This window comes from Limnoraphis robusta BA-68 BA1 (genome assembly GCF_034932365.1).
In the GTDB taxonomy this organism is placed as follows: Bacteria; Cyanobacteriota; Cyanobacteriia; order Cyanobacteriales; family Microcoleaceae; genus Capilliphycus; species Capilliphycus robustus.
Map to the genome: position 1 here is coordinate 44782 of NZ_JAYGHR010000017.1, position 18756 is coordinate 63537.

17 protein-coding genes and 1 pseudogene are annotated in these 18756 nt (G+C 40.4%); 9 read left to right on the forward strand and 9 right to left on the reverse strand.

Translation table 11 applies throughout. The features are described from left to right. Positions 1-18: 18 nt before the first annotated feature. Complete coding sequence (locus VB836_RS09250) at positions 19-1194, reverse strand: WecB/TagA/CpsF family glycosyltransferase (protein ID WP_323219095.1); 1176 nt, start codon at positions 1192-1194, stop codon at positions 19-21. Positions 1195-1853: 659 nt separating this feature from the next. On the opposite strand from VB836_RS09250, the gene VB836_RS09255 reads away from it, so the two are divergent. The 3 genes from VB836_RS09255 to VB836_RS09265 are packed head-to-tail and all read left to right on the forward strand — an operon-like array spanning position 1854 to position 6182. After that, positions 1854-2552, forward strand: a complete 699-nt coding sequence (locus VB836_RS09255) for a hypothetical protein (protein ID WP_323219096.1) — start codon at positions 1854-1856, stop codon at positions 2550-2552. After that, positions 2549-3547: a DUF1822 family protein gene (locus tag VB836_RS09260; protein ID WP_323219097.1), complete on the forward strand. Its 999-nt coding sequence runs from the start codon at positions 2549-2551 to the stop codon at positions 3545-3547. The genes VB836_RS09255 and VB836_RS09260 overlap by 4 nt, the downstream gene beginning before the upstream one ends. A 22-nt stretch (positions 3548-3569) precedes the next feature. Further along, on the forward strand, positions 3570-6182 hold the full coding sequence (locus VB836_RS09265) for an ABC transporter substrate-binding protein (RefSeq protein ID WP_323219098.1): 2613 nt from the start codon (positions 3570-3572) through the stop codon (positions 6180-6182). A gap of 113 nt (positions 6183-6295) precedes the next feature. On the opposite strand, the gene VB836_RS09270 is transcribed toward VB836_RS09265, so the two are convergent. The 3 genes from VB836_RS09270 to VB836_RS09280 form a co-directional block, all read right to left on the reverse strand. After that, positions 6296-6574: a hypothetical protein gene (locus VB836_RS09270; protein ID WP_323219099.1), complete on the reverse strand. Its 279-nt coding sequence runs from the start codon at positions 6572-6574 to the stop codon at positions 6296-6298. A gap of 56 nt (positions 6575-6630) precedes the next feature. Beyond that, positions 6631-7392 (reverse strand): SDR family NAD(P)-dependent oxidoreductase, encoded by a 762-nt coding sequence (locus VB836_RS09275; RefSeq protein ID WP_323219100.1) that lies wholly within the window; start codon positions 7390-7392, stop codon positions 6631-6633. Positions 7393-7477: 85 nt separating this feature from the next. Beyond that, positions 7478-10372 carry a calcium-translocating P-type ATPase, PMCA-type gene (locus tag VB836_RS09280; RefSeq protein WP_323219101.1) on the reverse strand — a complete coding sequence of 965 codons (2895 nt, stop codon included), beginning with the start codon at positions 10370-10372 and terminating at the stop codon, positions 7478-7480. A 583-nt stretch (positions 10373-10955) separates the two neighbouring features. Between VB836_RS09280 and VB836_RS09285 the strand changes: the two genes are divergently transcribed. Beyond that, positions 10956-11813 carry a phosphodiester glycosidase family protein gene (locus VB836_RS09285; RefSeq protein ID WP_323219102.1) on the forward strand — a complete coding sequence of 286 codons (858 nt, stop codon included), beginning with the start codon at positions 10956-10958 and terminating at the stop codon, positions 11811-11813. A 38-nt stretch (positions 11814-11851) separates the two neighbouring features. On the opposite strand, the gene VB836_RS09290 is transcribed toward VB836_RS09285, so the two are convergent. After that, entirely contained in the window at positions 11852-12292 is a 441-nt protein-coding gene (locus tag VB836_RS09290) for a DoxX family protein (protein WP_323219103.1), read from the reverse strand. Between the two features lie 85 nt (positions 12293-12377). After that, a complete protein-coding gene (locus tag VB836_RS09295) occupies positions 12378-13250 on the reverse strand; it encodes a dienelactone hydrolase family protein (protein ID WP_046276508.1) in 873 nt (290 codons plus the stop codon). Between the two features lie 289 nt (positions 13251-13539). Here VB836_RS09295 and VB836_RS09300 point away from each other — a divergent pair, with 289 nt between their 5' ends. The 5 genes and pseudogenes from VB836_RS09300 to VB836_RS09320 all read left to right on the forward strand — a co-directional run bounded on the left by VB836_RS09300 (position 13540) and on the right by VB836_RS09320 (position 16300). Then, complete coding sequence (locus tag VB836_RS09300; RefSeq protein ID WP_323219105.1) at positions 13540-14013, forward strand: hypothetical protein; 474 nt, start codon at positions 13540-13542, stop codon at positions 14011-14013. A gap of 181 nt (positions 14014-14194) precedes the next feature. Then, on the forward strand, positions 14195-14425 hold the full coding sequence (locus VB836_RS09305; protein ID WP_323219106.1) for a hypothetical protein: 231 nt from the start codon (positions 14195-14197) through the stop codon (positions 14423-14425). Further along, positions 14382-14735, forward strand: a complete 354-nt coding sequence (locus tag VB836_RS09310) for a tetratricopeptide repeat protein (RefSeq protein WP_323219107.1) — start codon at positions 14382-14384, stop codon at positions 14733-14735. Before VB836_RS09305 ends, VB836_RS09310 begins: the two co-directional genes overlap by 44 nt. A gap of 78 nt (positions 14736-14813) precedes the next feature. After that, a pseudogene (locus tag VB836_RS09315) lies at positions 14814-14990 on the forward strand (AAA family ATPase); the annotation flags it as partial. Between the two features lie 104 nt (positions 14991-15094). Further along, complete coding sequence (locus VB836_RS09320) at positions 15095-16300, forward strand: glycosyltransferase family 4 protein (RefSeq protein WP_323219108.1); 1206 nt, start codon at positions 15095-15097, stop codon at positions 16298-16300. Between the two features lie 74 nt (positions 16301-16374). Here VB836_RS09320 and VB836_RS09325 read toward each other — a convergent pair whose 3' ends face one another. From VB836_RS09325 to VB836_RS09335, 3 genes are all read right to left on the reverse strand, one after another. Next, complete coding sequence (locus tag VB836_RS09325) at positions 16375-17106, reverse strand: TylF/MycF/NovP-related O-methyltransferase (protein ID WP_323219109.1); 732 nt, start codon at positions 17104-17106, stop codon at positions 16375-16377. A 74-nt stretch (positions 17107-17180) separates the two neighbouring features. Then, positions 17181-17924 carry a TylF/MycF/NovP-related O-methyltransferase gene (locus VB836_RS09330; protein ID WP_046278920.1) on the reverse strand — a complete coding sequence of 248 codons (744 nt, stop codon included), beginning with the start codon at positions 17922-17924 and terminating at the stop codon, positions 17181-17183. Positions 17925-18073: 149 nt separating this feature from the next. Continuing rightward, positions 18074-18756, reverse strand: a 683-nt coding sequence (locus VB836_RS09335) for an RNA-guided endonuclease InsQ/TnpB family protein (protein WP_323219110.1), incomplete at its 5' end; no start/stop codon positions are given.

An 18756-nucleotide genomic window follows, 5' to 3' on the forward strand; every position in this document is an offset into this window, starting at 1 on the left:
TGTCTTGCTGATTTGTGATCAAGCGGCAACAACATTGCTAAAGTCACCCGCTAGATAACGTAAAATCGAGTCAACGGTTTCTTGCTTCAGCCATCCCTTGTGAACTGCCGTTTCTCCAAAACGCATTCCAGTTAGGTGTTGTTCGGCTAAGATCGTTTCAATTTGCTGATCATTGAGTAATTTAGCGGTTTTCAGGTAGTGACCGATAGGCTGTTTACGGGACTCCATTGAAATTTTGGGTAAGTGTTCAGCGAAAAAGTCAACGGTTTCCTGATCGACCAATCCCCAGTGGGATAAAATTTCTCCAAATCGCATATTGCTCTGTTCAGCCTGAGCATCCAAAACCATGCTGACTTGATGAGGAGTGATTAAACCTGCTTCTTGTAAGACTTGACCTAATAATGGCATCTGCCAAGTCGGTGTAGCAGAGGGTAAGAGAGAAAACTGAGGAGCGCGGTAAAGATTGAGACGTTGCTTGATCACTAACCACACGAAGGGAAGATCATCAACTAAATACCGTTTCCAGAGTCGCTTGGGTTCACAGGAGAGCCGATAGAACCATTCAATGCCGAGTTCGCTCATCCACTCTGGAGAACGGGGTTTTTCACCCGCTTCAAAGTCAATGGAAGCTCCGATGGCGAGGAATACTTTAATATTTTTGAGTTTGTGCTTGTGCTTAACGATCCATTTTTCTTGCTTGGGAGCGCCTAAGCCAACGGCCAGCACCGTTGCTCCCGAATGGTTAACGCGATCAATTATTCTTTGGCATTCTACTTCATCTTTCTCAAAACCAAAGGGCGGGGAGTAGGTATCAACAACGATTTCCCGTCCGACAATGCTATTGATTTTTTGTTGGGCGCGAGCTGCTACGCCTTCACCCGCACCAAGAAGGAAGATTCTGGTATTTTCACAACTTCCATAATGTCTGTAAAAAGCAGGGAATAGATCAGAGCCGGAAATTTTCTCGCGAATCGGTTGACCCAGAAGGCGAGAAGCATAATATAAAACTTGACTATCGCAAACCCGGTAATCTGAATTTTGATAAATTTGGTAGAATTCCTCGTCTTTTTGAAGATTAATCAGGTGGTCTACGTTGGGTGTGAACACAACACCACCCTGTTGACCTAACTTCTGGAGAAGCTCTTCTTTAGAAAGATTATCAATATGGGCATTCAGAATTTTAACGGTGTTCATAGGTGAAATTATTGTGAATTATTAAAGATAGATTGATGGCTCAGAATAACTCCGTCAATTAAGCAACCTAAACAGATCTATAAATCTTTTAACTTTTTTCAACATCTATCTTGAGTTATACACGTTAGACAGATATTTGAGAAAGCTTTTAGGTGCTAACCTTTCTGCAAGATTTCACTCAATTTTGGTGCTTTGCATAAGTTAATTATAAGATCATTTATTGTAAAGATACTAGGTGTTTTTGTAAAGTTCCGACCCTTGATCTGTAAAGTTTCGGTAAAGAGCGAGTGATCAATTAGACATTGCGAAGAAACGCATATCATTGGATCTCAGTAAGTAATTGACATCCAGTATACACTTGCATCCGTATATTCCTCCGATTCTACTGATCTTCACGGTTTTGATAGACATCAGACATCCACCGCGATCGCTTTTGAGGGACACAGGGGTACTCCAACGGATGAAGATCCCTTGCATAAATTTGATGGCAATCCCAGATCAAACAGTACACCCTCAAATTCACTTTTATAATGCTAACCCAAGCGAAGCCAAGATGTCCCACTTGCTCTGTGCCTTCTCGGTTAAACTTAAAGCATCTTCGGGTTTCCAGCCCACAACAACAGCCAACTGAGATGCCACTACAGAGGAGAGCGAGCGCTGTGGATCAACAAATCAAAGGCTTAATTGAGCAAGTCTACCAATTTGAACGGACTAGCCCCCAAGCACGCAAAGCCCTAACTCGACTGTTAATTTTCGTCCAGCGACATCCGGATTTATACCGATCCTCCCATCCCGACTATTCGGAGGCTCTTAATCGTACCCTAGAATGGATGTGCAGAAATCTTCAAAGCTTTGAACCCCGTTCTGCTTCTATCGAACAAAGCCTGATTCGCTGGATTAATGGTTATCTTAAATGGCGGGTGCGAGATTTGTATAGTCCAGACAGTTATTATCAACGTCACGTTAGCTTAGATGAACGTATTATTAACAGTGGTCAAGAATCAACGACTCGGATAGATCGATTGGTTGATGAAAATACCATCACAGGTATTGAAGGATGGATCGAAGAAAGTCAAAAAACAAGACGTTTGAGTATTGGGGATGCTGTTTGGGAGTATATCGAACAAGATCCCGAAAATCTGCTCAAAAGTTGTTATCCCAAAAAACAACCCGAATGTCACTGTCAAATTTTAGCAAAACGATTACTTTTGCAACAACCGCCTCAGAAAATTTCTGAGATCGCCCGAGAATATAATATAAGCAATCAAACACTTTACTCTCACTGGAAGCGCAAATGTCTTCCGTTGTTACAAACAATTTCTGATCAAATTAGTCAACGCTTTGGACTTGAAAAATGAATCTGATTCTCTCTTTGACTTTACCTGTTCCCGTCAGCCAAGATGCTCACCGTTTTGCCCGACAATTTGCTCTTGAACAAGCCACACCGGAAAAAGGAAAACAAGTTTATCTCAATACATTAGCGGTTGTGGCGCTGCGAGACTATCTGCGGTGGCTGTCAATTTCTACAGGAATTGATCAAGGTGATTGTTGGCAGCCGGCGAAAAGAGCGATGTTTAATGTAGCTGACTTGGTTTTACCCCATTTAGGCAAACTGGAATGTATTCCAATTTTACCCAACCAAAACTATTTAGAAATTCCGACAGAAGTCGCTGATCAGCGTTTAGGTTATATTGCCGTTCAGTTTAGCGAGGAACTCAAACAGGTTGAATTATTAGGGTTTGTTCCAGCCCAAGAAATCAGCCATCCTCCAGAACAGATTCCACTCAGTAAGCTTCATTCCCTTGATGATTTGATTGATCATCTTAATTGGCATCGCAAATGGGCGAATTTGTGGCAAGATCTTTCTCAACCGGAATGGCAACCTCTCGAACTGTTACCCTCTCCGAATACCAGAAGTTTAAAAGCAACAAGACAACCCATGAGAAATTTTTTAAAACTTGAGTCTTTAGAACAAAGCTTTATTCGAGGAAAGGTGATTGAATGGGAAAATAATAACACAAAGTTAGCCTTTTTGCTAAGGGTAAAAGTCAGTGAACAGTCAACCGAAGAAGTTCATGTTAACATCAGACTTGATTCCTTTAGTGAAGAGTCAACCGAAGAAGTTGACGTCAAAATGGGAGTTAATTCCCGTTACTCCTTGGGAGAAAACACTTATTTGCCTGCGGGCTTGGAGGTTAGTGTACTCGATGAATCTGGAGTCGTTTGTATGCAGAATAAAGCCGGAGAAGCCGATCAGTGGATTGAATTAGAATTCGGGTGTCAACCGCAGGAAAAATTCAGTCTACAAATTCTTTTAAACGAAAATAAGATGATCGAAAATTTTCAGGTTTAAACAATTGAACAGGGGGAATTCTATGACAGTTATCAAGGTTTTAGTTTTTTGGGATCAGGGAGTCAATAAATTTCGAGTTCGGCTGGCTCAGAGTGATGGTCAAATTAATTCACTGGATGGTTATTTGCCTGCTTTACCGCCTCACTTAGAGGTCTCACAACCGCTCGAATCCTCCAATTATCGCCAATCTGCTTATAGTCAATGGCAGTATTCTTATCGTCAGTTTGACGCCGTTCGTAAAGTTTGCAGCCGGATTAATCCCAAAAAAAGCCTCACGGATTCGGAAGCTAGAGAAATCACTTCTCAGCAAAAAGAATCAGTGATTAAGAGTTTAAATGAATGGCTAAACTGTCAGGATTCAAGTTGGCAACCGATTCGAGATGAATTAATTGCGGTTCTCAGCCACTTACAAAAAACTGGACAGGAAGCCCGTCTTTTTCTCGATACAGAACATCCTCAACTGCGTCGTCTTCCTTGGCAAGAATGGGATTTATTTAAACATCGTTTTCCTCAAGCTGAAGTTTCAATTCGTCTGCAAACAAGCCTAACAAAAATTCAACCGATTCGCCAAGACGCTCAAGTTAAAGTGCTAGCTGTAATTGGTAAAAGTGATGGCATTAATACTCAGTTTGATGAAGAAGTGATTAAAGCGTTAGAGAAAAAAAATGCACAAGTCACGGTTTTAAAGCAGCCCCATCGAGAAGAAGTTTCACAAGCCTTGCGAGAAGAAAAAGGTTATCATTTATTTGTTTTTTCGGGTCATAGTTCTTCCCATCCCGATGGAACGATTGGTAGTATTGAATTAAAGGATCAACATTCCCTTGAAATTGAGGAGTTTAAAAGCGCGTTTGGAAAAGCAATTAAACAAGGATTACAACTCGCTATTTTCAATTCTTGTGATGGTTTAGGACTCGCCCACCAACTGGCTGAGTTAGGTTTACCTCGAAGTATTGTGATGCGAGAACCAATTCCTGATGAAGTTGCGGTGAAGTTTTTGAAGTATTTTTTTGAAGAATTTACGAACAAAAAGTCTCTTTTTCATTCTATTCATCTTTCGAGAGAACGACTGATCGAGTATGGTTTTGAAAAGTCTTATCCCGGTGTGTCTTGGCTTCCTACGCTTTGTGTACAGGAAGTAACGCTTTCAACATCACTAACTTGGCAAGATTTTATTAAACAAAAACCACTCCATGAAGCTTGGGTAAAACCGTTGGGGGTAATAGCAAGTTTAGCAATTGTGACGATTGTTGCTCAGACTTTATACAGAGTGGTACGTCAACCTGATCTGATTCCGTTATCCCCTTCGCTAGAAAATAAAATGAGTCAAGGCGAAAAACTTCTAATTTCATCTAATACAAACCCGCATAAAGAAGCAGGAATTGTTGACTACAAGAATCAAGATTTTGGAGGTGCAATAGACAATTTTATTAAAGCACTGAATCAAAATCCTAATGATCCGGAAACCGTCATTTATTTGAATAATGCGATCGCTCAACAAAAAGTCGTAACTAATACGGGAAACAAAGTTGAAATTGCCGTCAGTGTACCCATTAGCAAGGAGCCTAATGTTTCGCAAGAAATGTTACGGGGTGTCGCTCAAGCTCAAACTCAGATTAATTGTGGTTTAAAGGAACTTCAGCAGGCTATTACACAACTGCAAACACAATTTAACTGCTCAAAAGGGATCAATGAAACCTTTTTACAGGTAACAATTGCCAATGATGAATATCAGCCTGAAGTTGCAGAAAAAGTCGCTCAAGCTTTTGCAAAAAATCTAAATATCTTAGCGGTAATTGGTCATTTTTCGAGTGATATGACACTCCGAGCTGGAGAGATTTATGATAAACATAAATTAGTGGCTATTTCTCCCACCAGCACTTCAGTGGAGTTGTCTAATATCAGTAGTCCTTATATTTTTCGGACGGTTCCAAATGATAGAGTTGCGGCTCAACAGTTGTTTGAATATATGCGTAAACAACTCGCAGAATATGCACAAGTAGCGGTTGCTTATGTTCCGGGAAATGCCTATAGTGAATCCCTTTTCAGTGAGTTTGAGAAGTTACTTTCTTCTAATTCTTTTGTTCATAAGTGTGACTTATCGAGTAGTTTTTTTAGTGCAGGAGACTGTGTAGAAAATGCAAAACAGCAGGGTGCTGAAGTCTTATTATTAGTTCCAGCGACGGATGAAACGCTCACTAAAGTCATTGGAATTATCAACAATACCAATGGAGATTTAAAACTTTTAGGGGGAGATTCTGTCTATAACCCGAGAACTTTAAAAGATGCAGGTGAACAGGCTTTCAAGGGAAGTCTTGCAATAGCAGTTCCCTGGCATCGTAGCCCATACTCTGATTTTTCCCAACAAGCTCAAGACTTTTGGAAAGCCTCTATAAACTGGCGAACAGCAACTACATATGATGCCACTCAAGCTATCATTCAAGCCCTAAGTGAAAGCCGGGAAAATTTCAGTCGTCGTCAGCTTCATCAAAAACTTTCGAGTCCTAATTTTTTTGCTAAAGGAGCAGAAGGAAAGATTTATTTTGATGAGTATGGTTATTTTCAATCGACTGAGAATGTGTTAGTAGAGGTTCAAGAGAGTGGAAAAGAAAACTATATCTTTGAAAAAATTGAATAAAACACTTATTTTCCCTCAAGTTTAGAAGTTCACAGTACATTTTAGTTCTTTTTAGAGGTGAGTAGGTTTAGTCAAAACTTGGGAAGAACTCAAAAATACTGAATTTCCACAGGTTAACAGTACAATGTATCCTCATAAAAATCTTCACAGGAGATAGGAATTACATCTTGAAAACCCAAACTTTCGAGATAGGATTTCCAACCTATGGGATGATCTTCAACGTGTAAATTCCCGAGTAAACAAGCAACATTGGCAATCCAAGGAAGGGTTGAAATCCGATATCCCTGCCAATTCACTGCTACGAATAACCAGTCGGGTAGGTTATTAATATCTAATTGAATTGAGGGTTCATAACTTGCCCTAAAATAGTAAATTTTGCCAAGATTTGACATTTTTAACTGATTGAACTCCCGTCAACATTCGTCAAATTAACATTATAAATGACAAGTTACCGAACGTAGGAAGCCCCGTTAATATCAATCGTGGTTCCAGTTGTATGGGGGGATAAACCTGATGCTAAAAACGCCACAACATAACCCACATCTTCGGGAGATGCCATTTCGCCTATAGGAATATCTTTGGTTAGATTTGCTTCTCCATAGGTTTGAATTGCTGTATCAATAATCCGTTCAGTGCGAACAAAACCGGGAGCGATCGCATAGGCTAAAATATTATCTTTAGCGAATCCTCTGGCTATGCTTCGAGTCAGAGAAATCACTCCTCCTTTGGAAGCGGCATAATGAATATAGTCGGGTGTATCGCCTCGAAAAGCGGCACGACTGGCAATATTAATGATGATTCCGCCGCTTTGTTGCTGAAAATGATGAATCGCTTCTCGACACAAATCAGCCACAGCAATTAAGTTAACCTGAAGCGTTTGTTGCCAAGTTTGGTTCCAAGTTTCGAGTTGATCATTAATACTCGCGGGAATAATTATTCCGGCATTATTCACAATTACATCAATTTTTCCTTTCCATGAAATCGCCTGTTTCCATAACTCAATCGCTGCATTTTTCTCCGCTAAATCAGCTTGAACTAAATAACAAGCATCTTCCCCTAAAGCTTGTAAAATTTCTGTAGCTTTCTGCTGACTCTTTCCATAGTGCAGAATCACATCTGCCCCGGCTTGGTTTAATATTTTGACTGTAGCGGCGCCAATTCCCTGACTTCCGCCTGTTACCAAAATCACTTTACCGCTCAAATCAATCATTCTTTTTTACTCACAGGTTGTTGCTCTAAATTTTGATAGAAAGCCAGTAATCATACAATAATTACTGACTTTTTAATCTCCAAAATCAGCTTTGACTGACAGCTAATCGAGTGAATAATCGACGAATTTCTCCCATCCAGAGAACGATAGAAGTTCCGCCAATAATAATCAGCCAGTGTGTTAAAGATAGAGGTACGGTTCTAAACACTTGTCCACCAAACTGTACAATGATAATTTGACCGATTAAAATCAACAGAGCAATGCCAATAAAATTCCAATTCGTGGCTAAATTAGAAAAAACAGACTCTTTCAAGCCAAAACATTTGGCGTTAAACAAATTCCAAAATTGCAACATGACAAACGTTGTAAAAAACAGCGAAAGTTCATAGGGCGTAGTCGCATTATCCCGTTGAATATAAAGCAAAAACCCAGCCAGTAATAGGAGAAAAATCGGCCCAACAGTGAAAATACTGATCGCCATTGGTTTAGAAATAATAAACGCTTGGGAATCTCGAGGCGGCATTTCCATCACCTTTTGACTCGGCGGTTCTGTGGCTAACGCTAAGGCAGCAAAGGTATCCATAATTAAGTTGACCCAGAGTAATTGAGTCACCGTTAAGGGTAAATCAATCCCAATAAACGGCCCTAACAAGGCAATCCCACAAGCAGCGACATTAATAGTTAGCTGAAACAGAATAAATTTCTGAATGTTTTGATAAAGTGATCGCCCCCATAATACCGCTCGTTCAACACTAGCAAAAGAATTATCAAGTAAGATAATATCGCTGGCTTCTTTACTAACAAATGTTCCACTTCCCATCGCTAAACCGACTTGTGCTTGGGATAACGCCGCCGCATCATTTGTTCCATCTCCGGTTACTGCTACGACTTCACCCATTGCTTGTAAAAGTTGTACAATCCGTTGTTTATCTTGTGGACGAGCGCGAGCAATGACTTTAGCATTTTTCAGCACAAATTTGGCAGTTTCATCATCCATCAAACGCAACTGCGAACCCGTGATAAAAGCATCGGGACTCTCATCTTGAGTGGCAATCCCAATTTGTTGAGCGATTTGTTGAGCCGTCAATAAACTATCACCCGTGATCATTTTGACATCAATTCCGGCACTCAAACACAATCGTACCGCATCAGGAACTTCCGGTCTAACGGGGTCAGCAATGGCAACAAATCCCAACCAAATCATGTCTTCATGTTCTTCAAGATTGACATCTTGTTGGTGCATTGTGGGTTCGGCAATATAAGCAAATGCCAGGGTTCTTTTTCCCATTGCTTCGTACAGTCTCAACTCTTCTATGAGTTCTTTTCTTTCTTCGGGTCGAATAACGCTCACGCCTGCTGGAGTCAAAATTTTATCGCAGTGAGAGAGTAAAATATCGGGAGCGCCTTTAATATGCAAAACAGAACGACCTGTAGAGGGAGAAATACCCAAAGTTGTCATGTACTTGCGTTCGGAGGTAAATGCAAGTTGATGGGTGACAACAAACTGTTCGCGACTGGTGACATAATCAACGTTAAAATTGCCTAACCACAATAATAAAGCGCCTTCTGTGGGGTTTCCTAAAGGGTGAGAAGCTTCTCCGGGATGACGTTCTAAGTTGGCGGTACTGTTGGCGGTTATTGCTTCAATGAGTAGCGGATTTTCTTTAAGAGGAGTGTTCCATAAACAAGGAAAATCATAGTTACTAACCTGCATTTGATTGAGCGTTAAAGTCCCTGTTTTATCTGAACAAATCACCGTCGCCGCCCCAATGGTTTCGCAGGCGTGCATTCGTCGTACTAGGTTATTTTGTTTTGCCATTTTATCCATACTGTAGCCCAGACTGAGGGTAACACTCAGAGGCAATCCTTCTGGTACGGCCACTACAATGACAGCAACGGCAATCATAAAATAGGTGAGAAATTCAGCCGCAACAGAGGCGGGTATCCACTGCGTTGGAGAACCGGATATCCAGTTGAACCCGTAGCCGATTCCAATACTTGAAGCAAAAATGAGTAATCCGAATCCAAAGGTTTTTAACCACTCAATCCAGTTATTTTCTGCCAATTCCTCCGGGAGTTCGATCTCATATCCGGCAAATTCTAAACCATCATAAACGATGGGCAACCAAACCGGAATTAAAGCAATTGTTAGACTGATGATTAGGGAGCTAATGATGTACCATTGAGAGAAATTAAGAGCGAGTTCACCTGTGATAATTCCTCTAACAACCAAAGCAATATCAATCAAAATTGCGATCGCTAATCCTAATACACCGATGAGTTTGCTTAAGCCATCAAGTTGTTGATTTAAAGGCGTTTCAACATCGTTAGGATCAGCAACTGAACGAGCCGTTTTACCGATTTCAGTGTGATCACCAACGGCTGTAATTTGAAGAATACCATGTCCATCTGTGACATAGGTTCCCCGAAAAACCTGATCGGGAGGATAGGCTATATCTTCATGCCAATCATCAGAAGTAGCGAAGGCGACTTTGTTGACTGAGGCGGACTCTCCGGTTAAGTTTGCTTCATTAACTTTCATGGAAACTGCATCTAAAATTCGAGCATCAGCCGGAATTTCATCGCCCAATTCAACCAAGACAATATCACCCACTACAATGTCTTTTTTGGGGACGGTTGTATAGCTATCATCTCGAATCACATTGATGGGAACTTCATCATTAATTTGATTGAGGATATTAAATTCTTGATTGGCTTTATATTCATTGATAAAAGCAACCGTTGTTGCCAGTATAATCGCTACAATAATACCAAATCCTTCGAGAGCATTTCCTTCAAAAATACCCACGCTAATGGCGATCACTGCGGCAACAATCAGAATCCGAATAATTGGATCATCAAACTTTTCTAAAAATTGTTTCCAAATGGGATCACGTTCTGGCGGTGTGAGAATATTAACGCCGTGAGTTTGGCGACTTGCCTCAACTTCTGCGGATGTTAGTCCTTTGAGGTGGTTCATGTCTTTTGCCGAATTTGTAAGAGGTTTTCTAGATAACGCTTGAGTGTAAATGCACGACCTTGATATCAATCGCTTCTGATTTAGACAGATCGATGAATCTCAAACCAGGGAGGGTTTTCCAGTTCACAGTCTGAAGGGTCAGTCAGTTATGAATGGATAAAGTGCGGTATACTAACTTGTTTATTCAGCGTAGCAGAATTGCAGAAAAATTGTAACATCGTGAACGTTTTTGCTCTAAGGTCATAGGTATAAATTCCTTATACTTACCATGAGCTGACCTAAAGGGAGAGGAATTCTTTTCAGCCAGTTCAGTCATTAAAGTATTTAAAAATTCAACGTTTTTCGCTCATTAAATTTCAGGTGATTTTTAGCTTTCCACCCAATTTAGCCCTATAGACTCATTCTCTAAATTATTTAATTTTTTGGAAAAATAAACAGTATCATAATTATCAAAATGAGATTTTAACTGGCGCTTAGTCATTGAGCTGTTTCTGATCAAACGCCCTCGATTTATTGAGGAAATTTTTCATCGGGAGAACTTGTAGACTGATGATCTGTCTTCTGATAATCATTTTAAATGATCATGGGAAAATATATTTTTTTGTTAAGTTTTGCATTTTTGTTAAGTTTTTTGGTATGTCCCTCCTTTCCCCAAGTTAACCCGGCTATTCCGGCTGAGTTTAGCTTAATTCAAACTGTTACTGGGATTAAACTTTATCGTAATCCTAAAGGTGATTTTATTCAAGTCATCGACCTGAGTCAAGGAGCATCTATTGAACTACTTTTAGGTGAACCCGTCGGGGAAGGGGAAGCTGCGGCTTATGGGGGTGAAAATCCTCTGTTTCAACGTCAAACGCTGCAACAATTTTGGTTAGAATTTTCTCAAACTTTTGGTGAAAAAGCATTTTCAGTTTATAATGGTCAGTTTTTTAACCTCAAAAACCCCAGCGCGTTGGCTTTTCCGGTTCAAGTGAAGGGAAAATTAATCACGACAGGTTATGCTGGAAATACTGAATTTCCAGGAGAAAAAGTAGTTTTAGGACTTGTAGAAAATTGGGCTGATATTCTTCCATTTTCAGAAGACAGCAATTTTCAAAAAGATTCATTTTCCTTTGATCACGCAATTGTTGGAATTCGAGAAGATGGCGGCACAAAAACCGTTGAATGGTATTCAAAAGAACCGTTAAAAGAACGACCCCGAACATTTATGGGTGTTGCTAACTTTTCCCATATTTTTATTTTAACGTCTCCCGGAAAAACTCAAGGAGATGCCGCTAAAATTTTAAAAGCGTTTGGTGCAGAAAAAGTGATGATGCTGGATGGTGGGGGTTCCACTCAACTGATAATCAAAGGAATAGATTTTGTTTCTTCCAGTGACCCAACACCTCGAACGATTCCCCAAGCCATAGGAGTATTTGAAGGTCAAAAAAAGGGAGAATAATTTTATTTTTCTCCCAAATATAAGATGAATTTTAGTATTTAATTCTTACGATTTTTTAGCCAACTATCAACAGAAAGATAGTTAAAGCTATAACCCGATAACAAGATAAAAAACACGATACAGTAAATTAACTGTGAAGATGCTGTATCCCATTTCTGAAGTAAACACACGCCAAACATTAACGGCAACATTAACGTAAAACCTGCAATAATTGCATTACGAGTCTGTAACCCGATAATCATTAAAACTCCTGAGATTAATTCAACAATGGGAATAAAAAAGGCAGGAATTGAAATCATAAATTCAGGCACTGGTAATCCTTCATACAAAGCCACTTGTGAGGCGACAAAGCCGGGAATATTGCCAATTCGGACTAACCCATGCACCATAAAGTTAATCCCAAATACCAGACGCAAAAGAGTATAAGCTAAGATGATATCCTGACGACGAAGGAGAATAGGAGTTTCGTTAAGTTTCATGGTTCAACTGAGAGTAGATGTTGGTTTTATTGACTGATTTCCCTCAGTTTAGGTTCAAATATGGCGATCGCAATTTATCCCCAACCTATTTTAAGTGTTGATTTAAAAAGGTAATGGTCTTTTTCCAAGCATCTTCAGCCGCTTCTGCATTATAACGAGTACCCGAGGGATTTGCAAAGGCATGATCCGCATTTTCATAGATATAAATTTCGGGTGACTTTCCAACTTGTTTTAAAGCGGCTTCAAACTGACGAACTGTTTCGACTGAAGGATTATTATCGAGTTCGGCAAAAATCCCTAAAATCGGCATTTTTAAAGCTTTAAGCTGATTCGGGTTGGTTTCAATTCCGCCACCATAATAAATCACCGTTGCATCCAACTCTTCAGGAAAGAGTAAGGCGGTATTCAGTGACCAAGTTCCGCCAAAACACCAACCAATACTCGCAATTTTTGGAGCTTTTTTATCTTGAGACAAATATTGATAGGCTTGACGAATATTGTTTTTCAAAGGTTGTTCATTATTTCGGGCTGCTGTGACTAATTCTCTGGCTTTTTCAGGATTGTCTGCAACTTCTCCCCCATACAAATCAACAGCTAAAGCCACATAGCCTTCTCCGGCAAGTCGTGAGGTCATGCTTTTAATATTATCATTTAATCCCCACCATTCATGGATGACAATTAAAGCAGGTAAAGATTCTTTTGCTTCCGTAGGACGAGCGAGATATCCGACTAAATCTTGATTGTTTAAACGTCCGTAAGTGACTGATTCTGTTTCTACAGGTTGACTCGGTTCAACGGCTACGAGGGGAGAAGAAAGGGGAAGATCATGCTGATGAGATCTCCACATTTGAGTAACACCATCTGGGGTGAGGCTATGACTCGCATCACCGGAATATTGACTTCCCCACAGAATTATCCCTAAAAACGTTAACAAAGCCAGTCCTAAGAATTTACGCATGAGAGTTTGATCCAAGTTTTACAGTTCAGAGTTTAGCGCATCCGGCTAATTTTTTCAGGGAATAGCGATGATCCGCAATCACTGAACCCTCGAACATACCCTCACTCTAATATTGATTTAGATAAAAATAAAACCGGGGTAACAATAATTACATCTAGAAACAGAGCTTTGTGTTAATTCTTAAATTAATTTAACAAGAAAAATTTTAATAAACTCAAAACAAAAAAAACTAGACTCAGCCGAATTTTAATGAGATAATTAACTTATACTAATGCTTAGGAGATCTGTGATGATCAAGCCTCGTATTCTCTGGGGAACCTTAGCCTTACTTTTAAGCTTCAGTTTACCCGTTAACGCTCAAAATTGTACCCCTTTAGCAGTGGTCAAAGGGGAAGGAACATCGGTGACAAAACGAGTCTCTCCCCCAAATGCAGGTGTTCTTCCGTTTGTTCCCGTCGGATTTCGGGGAAATTGGGATACTGACTTTGCGATCGCAGGAACTTCCAGCTATCGCTACTTTGTTGGCACAATTCAATCCGCCTCTGAAGACCCTGCTAATTTTAGAGTTCAAATGTTTCTCAAATATAGTGATGGAACAGCCGATAGAGTCTTTAATGAAACCGTGAGATTACAACCCAATGAATCCCAACAAATGACAGGTCGTCCTCGTCCGGGTAATCTTCCTTTTCAAGTTAACTTAAATGTAGGTGGGAAGAATGCAATCGGACATAGTTACACCATTCAGGTTGAAGGTTGTCAATAAAATTGTCCAGAAAAATCAGTAGTTATGTACTCCCTAGAGACGTACTTTGGCGCGTCTCTTCTGTTAATATCCTATAAATTGCATAGGCTGAGTTAGCTTAGAAATAAGTAGAAGTAGTAGAGAGTATGTTGCTGTTGTTCGGTTAATTTACCTTTCAATACTGATGAAAGTGGGTTTAAAAATGACGAATGTATCTAGAGATTTAATTAAACAGTCAATCCGACTAAGTTTAACCTTGTGGGTTTATTTGATACCTTTATCAGATGTTGGAGTGGCTGAGTCTAGTTATAAAAATGTACCTAAGTTGCAACAGTCTGAAACAATTTCCCAAAATGATGAAACCGCTACAGAAGCACAACAGCTTTTTAATGAAGCCGAAAAACTCGCCAAGCAAAGAACTATTCCATGCTAGAGAAATTTATCAGGAAATTTCCGATTCTTCTGATTTTAATAATTTTACTGCGCGTCAAGCCGAAGCAAAACTCTTAAGTGTTACAGCTTCTTATTGGTGGTCAGATAATCAAAAAAAAGCGTTAGAATTTCACAATCAAGCCTTAAAAATTTACCAAGAAATTGGGGATAAACAGGGAGAAGCACTGGCTCTCCGGAGCGGGGGTGATAATTATGGTCGGCTAGAAGATAGACAAAAACAATTAGAGTTTTACACGCAAGCATTGACTATTTATCAGGAAATTGGTGATAGCGTTGGGGAAGCTAATTGAAATCTTCTTTCTTCTATTTAAGTGATATTGATCCCAGTTACATGGCGATCGCTATGAGTTTGCAGACACGCCCTAGTCCCGACTAATATCACCTTGAGTGTTGCTGAAATGGAACTGGTAGCGGCGATGAACCGAGAACAGCGATTGAAATTAGCCTTGGCTCCTGTCGTGGACAAATACGATTACATCCTGATCGACTGTCCGCCCAGTCTGGGACTCCTCGCCATCTTGGGTTTAGCTGCTGCTACCCATTGACACTCCCATCAGCAGATTACAAAAGGATTTTGCTAGATTCTGCCAGAATTAGGTAGAATTCCAACATACCTAATCACTATGCAAAGACTACCAGTCCTACAGTTATGACTCTAGCAGAGCAGAAAATTAAAATTACCTATATCTTCACGCACCATATTCGTTGGGTTCCCTTTGAATTAGTAGCTAAATATATCGATAAGGATCAGTTCGCAATTGACTATGTCATTCTGAATGAAGGAGACCCAATTATTTCATTTTTAAACGAGCTTAATATCCCATGTACGGTCACTTCCTATGGAGATTACAGTAATACCCCAGAAGTCGTCAAATTTATCTATGAACATTTGATTAGAAATAAGACTGATATTGTTCAAACTCATTGGTTCGCAGGAAGTTTGGCGGGAATGCAAGCCGCTTACTACGCCCATGTTCCAGTCCGAATCTTCTACAGGGAACATCCTTCGATTAAATTCTATACACGTCATGCTCCCAGCAAACATCGCTTAATATGGGACTGTGCTACTAATATTATTGGTGCGACCCAATCCTGTAAACAAGGTATGATAGAAGATGGCATCCCCGATCATAAAATTACACTTATACCCTTTGGATTTGATCTCAATGAATTTGAGAATGTAGATTCTTCGCGCATTGAAAAATTGCGATCCAAGTATTTACCCAATCATAATGGCCCCGTTATTGGTGTGGCGGCTAGATACGTTCGATGGAAAGGAGTTGAATACACGATTGAAGCACACAAAAAGGTTCTAGAAGCTTATCCTAATGCAGTTTTGGTTCTTTCGGGAACACATACAAATCGGGCTGATATAGAAGAAAAAATGCGTCAAGCACGGGAAGAAGACATAGTTGCACCTCAGTACCAAGATATTATTAGTATTACAGAAAAGTTATCCGAATTACCCGATCATAGCTATATTGAAATCCCATTTGAAGAGGATCTCTTTGCCCTGTTCAGATTATTTGATGTTTTTGTTCATGTGCCGACTAATCCTTTTCAAGAGACGTTTGGCTTGGTCTATGTAGAGGCAATGCTTTCTAAAGTTCCATCGGTGATTACACTGGCAGGTAGTGCTTTAGATCATGCTGTACACAAAGAGAATGCCTGGGTTGTTGATTACAAGAATAGCGATCAAATCACCCAGGGCATACTCGCACTCTTAAGTGATTCTGTCCTCAGAGAAAATATCATTAATAATGCTTTTCTCTGCGCCCAACAATACGACATTAAGAATCACATCCAATGTCTTGAAGAATTCTATGTATCTGAGTTTCAAAAGAGAAAAGGTTAAGCCTGTAAATTATGCCAACCTCTGTTAGGGGCGACAGATTCCGAACACTCTAAGTTTTCTGGAAAAGTATCAGTCTAAATCTTGATTCCCAAACGAACTTCCTTATCAATACGTTTCAGCATTGGGCTGGGTACTTGCTGGAAATATTCATCGGTGGCTTTACGCGCTCCAGCCCAAGCACCATAGTCATCAATAATCAAAACACCTCCTATCGAGAGTCGAGGGTAGAGATGCTGAAATTCAGCGGCAGTAGATTCGTACCAATCCGTATCTAGACGCAAAATAGAAATAGCTTGTGGTGTGGTTGTCTTCAACGTTTCCACAACATCCCCTTGCACAAACTCAATCTCAAACTCAAAATTATGTGCGGAGAAAGTGGTTTTAACTTCTTCGAGTAAAGCGTAGCACCAGCCAATATCATCCGAATATTTTTCCATCATGTCAAAACCAACATTTCCCCGTTTATCCACATCAACTTCGGTGGGGGCTGTCATACCCTTAAACGTGTCATACAGATATACCTTCCGATCGCTGACGTTTCGCGCCTTCATAATCAAAGCTGCTAATAACGCACTTCCTCCTCTCCAAACACCACACTCAACAATATCACCGGGTATGTTGCGATCAATGATGTAGTTCGTCGCCGTATAAAGTGCAAAAAGTGCCTCCTTACTGGTCATTGTGTAGGGCAATACTTGCTCAAATAAATCCAGGAATACCGGATCTTTATCAATATCGGGTGTGACCTGATCTGTTATGGTCGTTTGATGCTTAGTAGAAAAAACAATCGTGCGCTCGATAGTCATGGTAATAAAGGATAGGAATGGTTTAGCAGGGTGAAAGTTCTAAAGCTTTTATGATTGACTAGGAAATCATCGGTCTAGATCTTGATCCCAAGGCGGACTTCCTTATCAATCCGGATCAACATTGGCCCTGGCACTTCACGGAAGTAGTCATCCGTGGCTTTGCGCGATCCCGCCCAAACACCATAGTCATCAATAATCAGAACCCCTGCGGTCGAGAGTCGAGGGTAAAGAAGCTCAAACTCAAGAGCGGTCGATTCGTACCAATCTGTATCTAGACGCAAAACAGAGATAGTTTCTGGTTGAGTTTTTTTCAAGGTTTCCATCACATCTCCTTGGACAAACTCAATCTCAAATTCAAAGTTGTGTTCGGAGAACGCTTTTTGAACATCTTCCAATGAAGCGTAGCACCAGCCAACATCATCCCCATATTGTTCCATCATTTCCAAGCCAGTCCGGCCATATTTATCCACATCAAATTCGGTGGGGGTTGGCATTCCCTCAAAGGTGTCATATAGGTACAACTTCCGGTCTTTAACGCCCCGCATTTTGAGAACTAGAGCAGCCAATAATGCGCTTCCTCCTCTCCAAACACCGCACTCCACGATATCACCGGGTATGTTGCGATCGAGGACATAGTTCATCGCTGTATACAGTGCAAAGAGTGCCTCTACGCTAGTCATTGTATAGGGTTTGACCTGCTCAAATAAATCCATGAAAACCGAATCTTTGCCCATATCCGGCGTGATCGTATCTTTCATGGTGACTTGATGCTTGGTGGAAAAAACGATAAGGCGATCGCCAGTAATATTCAAGTTCATAATGATTGAGAGATAGTTTGACAAGATATTATGCTCCGCGCTGGCAAGGGAGCAGGGGAGCAGGGGGAAGAAAAAACCACTATTTGAGCAGGTTTTTTTCTCTAGTCCCAACAATTGACATACTCCCCATAGCTAAAGCTAGGGGATTCTTAACTACAGTTAATTCCTGGTTCAGTGACACCACTTATTAATTCAGATTTCTCCTCATTAACAGAGGTGGAAGTCTCCCCAAGCGTTTCCTCGAACGAGGCAGTTTCCGAATGCCCTTCGGTACTGTATTGTTGATACTCGCTACCCAGAATACTCATGCCCTTCTTCAGAATATTAAGTGCCGCATTAGTATCTCGACAAATTTCTGTATGACATTTAGGGCATTTGTGAGTCCGGGTGCTGAGTGATTTCTTCACCCTCAATCCACAGTTAGAACAATCGGCAGAGGTGAAATGTGGGCTAACAGAAACAACTGCTTTATCCCAAATTTTTCCAAAATAGTTTAACCATTGGGTGAATTGATACCAACTCGCGTCTGAAATCGACTTAGCTAAATGATGGTTCTTGACCATATTTTGTATCTTTAGGTCTTCGTACACCACGACATCGTTAGATGTCACGACGCACCGGGCTAACTTCACAGCCCAGTCTTTACGTTGGCGTTGAACCTTCAAATGTGCTTTCCCCAGTCTTTTTCGAGATTTGTGGTAGTTATTTGATTGGGGCTTTTTACCCTTGACAAACTTCCTAGATAGTCGTCGCTGTAGCTTTTTAATTCGCTTTTCAGATGACCTTAAATACTTGGGATAGATGGCTGCATTGTCGTTAGTGTCTTTGTAGA

Excerpts from the sequence above, each read along its gene's own strand:
- VB836_RS09250 (WP_323219095.1), bottom strand. The coding sequence starts at position 1,194 with ATGAACACCGTTAAAATTCTGAATGCCCATATTGATAATCTTTCTAAA.
- VB836_RS09260 (WP_323219097.1), top strand. The coding sequence starts at position 2,549 with ATGAATCTGATTCTCTCTTTGACTTTACCTGTTCCCGTCAGCCAAGAT.
- VB836_RS09265 (WP_323219098.1), top strand. The coding sequence starts at position 3,570 with ATGACAGTTATCAAGGTTTTAGTTTTTTGGGATCAGGGAGTCAATAAA.
- VB836_RS09270 (WP_323219099.1), bottom strand. The coding sequence starts at position 6,574 with ATGTCAAATCTTGGCAAAATTTACTATTTTAGGGCAAGTTATGAACCC.
- VB836_RS09275 (WP_323219100.1), bottom strand. The coding sequence starts at position 7,392 with ATGATTGATTTGAGCGGTAAAGTGATTTTGGTAACAGGCGGAAGTCAG.
- VB836_RS09280 (WP_323219101.1), bottom strand. The coding sequence starts at position 10,372 with ATGAACCACCTCAAAGGACTAACATCCGCAGAAGTTGAGGCAAGTCGC.
- VB836_RS09285 (WP_323219102.1), top strand. The coding sequence starts at position 10,956 with ATGGGAAAATATATTTTTTTGTTAAGTTTTGCATTTTTGTTAAGTTTT.
- VB836_RS09290 (WP_323219103.1), bottom strand. The coding sequence starts at position 12,292 with ATGAAACTTAACGAAACTCCTATTCTCCTTCGTCGTCAGGATATCATC.
- VB836_RS09295 (WP_046276508.1), bottom strand. The coding sequence starts at position 13,250 with ATGCGTAAATTCTTAGGACTGGCTTTGTTAACGTTTTTAGGGATAATT.
- VB836_RS09300 (WP_323219105.1), top strand. The coding sequence starts at position 13,540 with ATGATCAAGCCTCGTATTCTCTGGGGAACCTTAGCCTTACTTTTAAGC.
- VB836_RS09305 (WP_323219106.1), top strand. The coding sequence starts at position 14,195 with ATGACGAATGTATCTAGAGATTTAATTAAACAGTCAATCCGACTAAGT.
- VB836_RS09310 (WP_323219107.1), top strand. The coding sequence starts at position 14,382 with ATGAAGCCGAAAAACTCGCCAAGCAAAGAACTATTCCATGCTAGAGAA.
- VB836_RS09320 (WP_323219108.1), top strand. The coding sequence starts at position 15,095 with ATGACTCTAGCAGAGCAGAAAATTAAAATTACCTATATCTTCACGCAC.
- VB836_RS09325 (WP_323219109.1), bottom strand. The coding sequence starts at position 17,106 with ATGACTATCGAGCGCACGATTGTTTTTTCTACTAAGCATCAAACGACC.
- VB836_RS09330 (WP_046278920.1), bottom strand. The coding sequence starts at position 17,924 with ATGAACTTGAATATTACTGGCGATCGCCTTATCGTTTTTTCCACCAAG.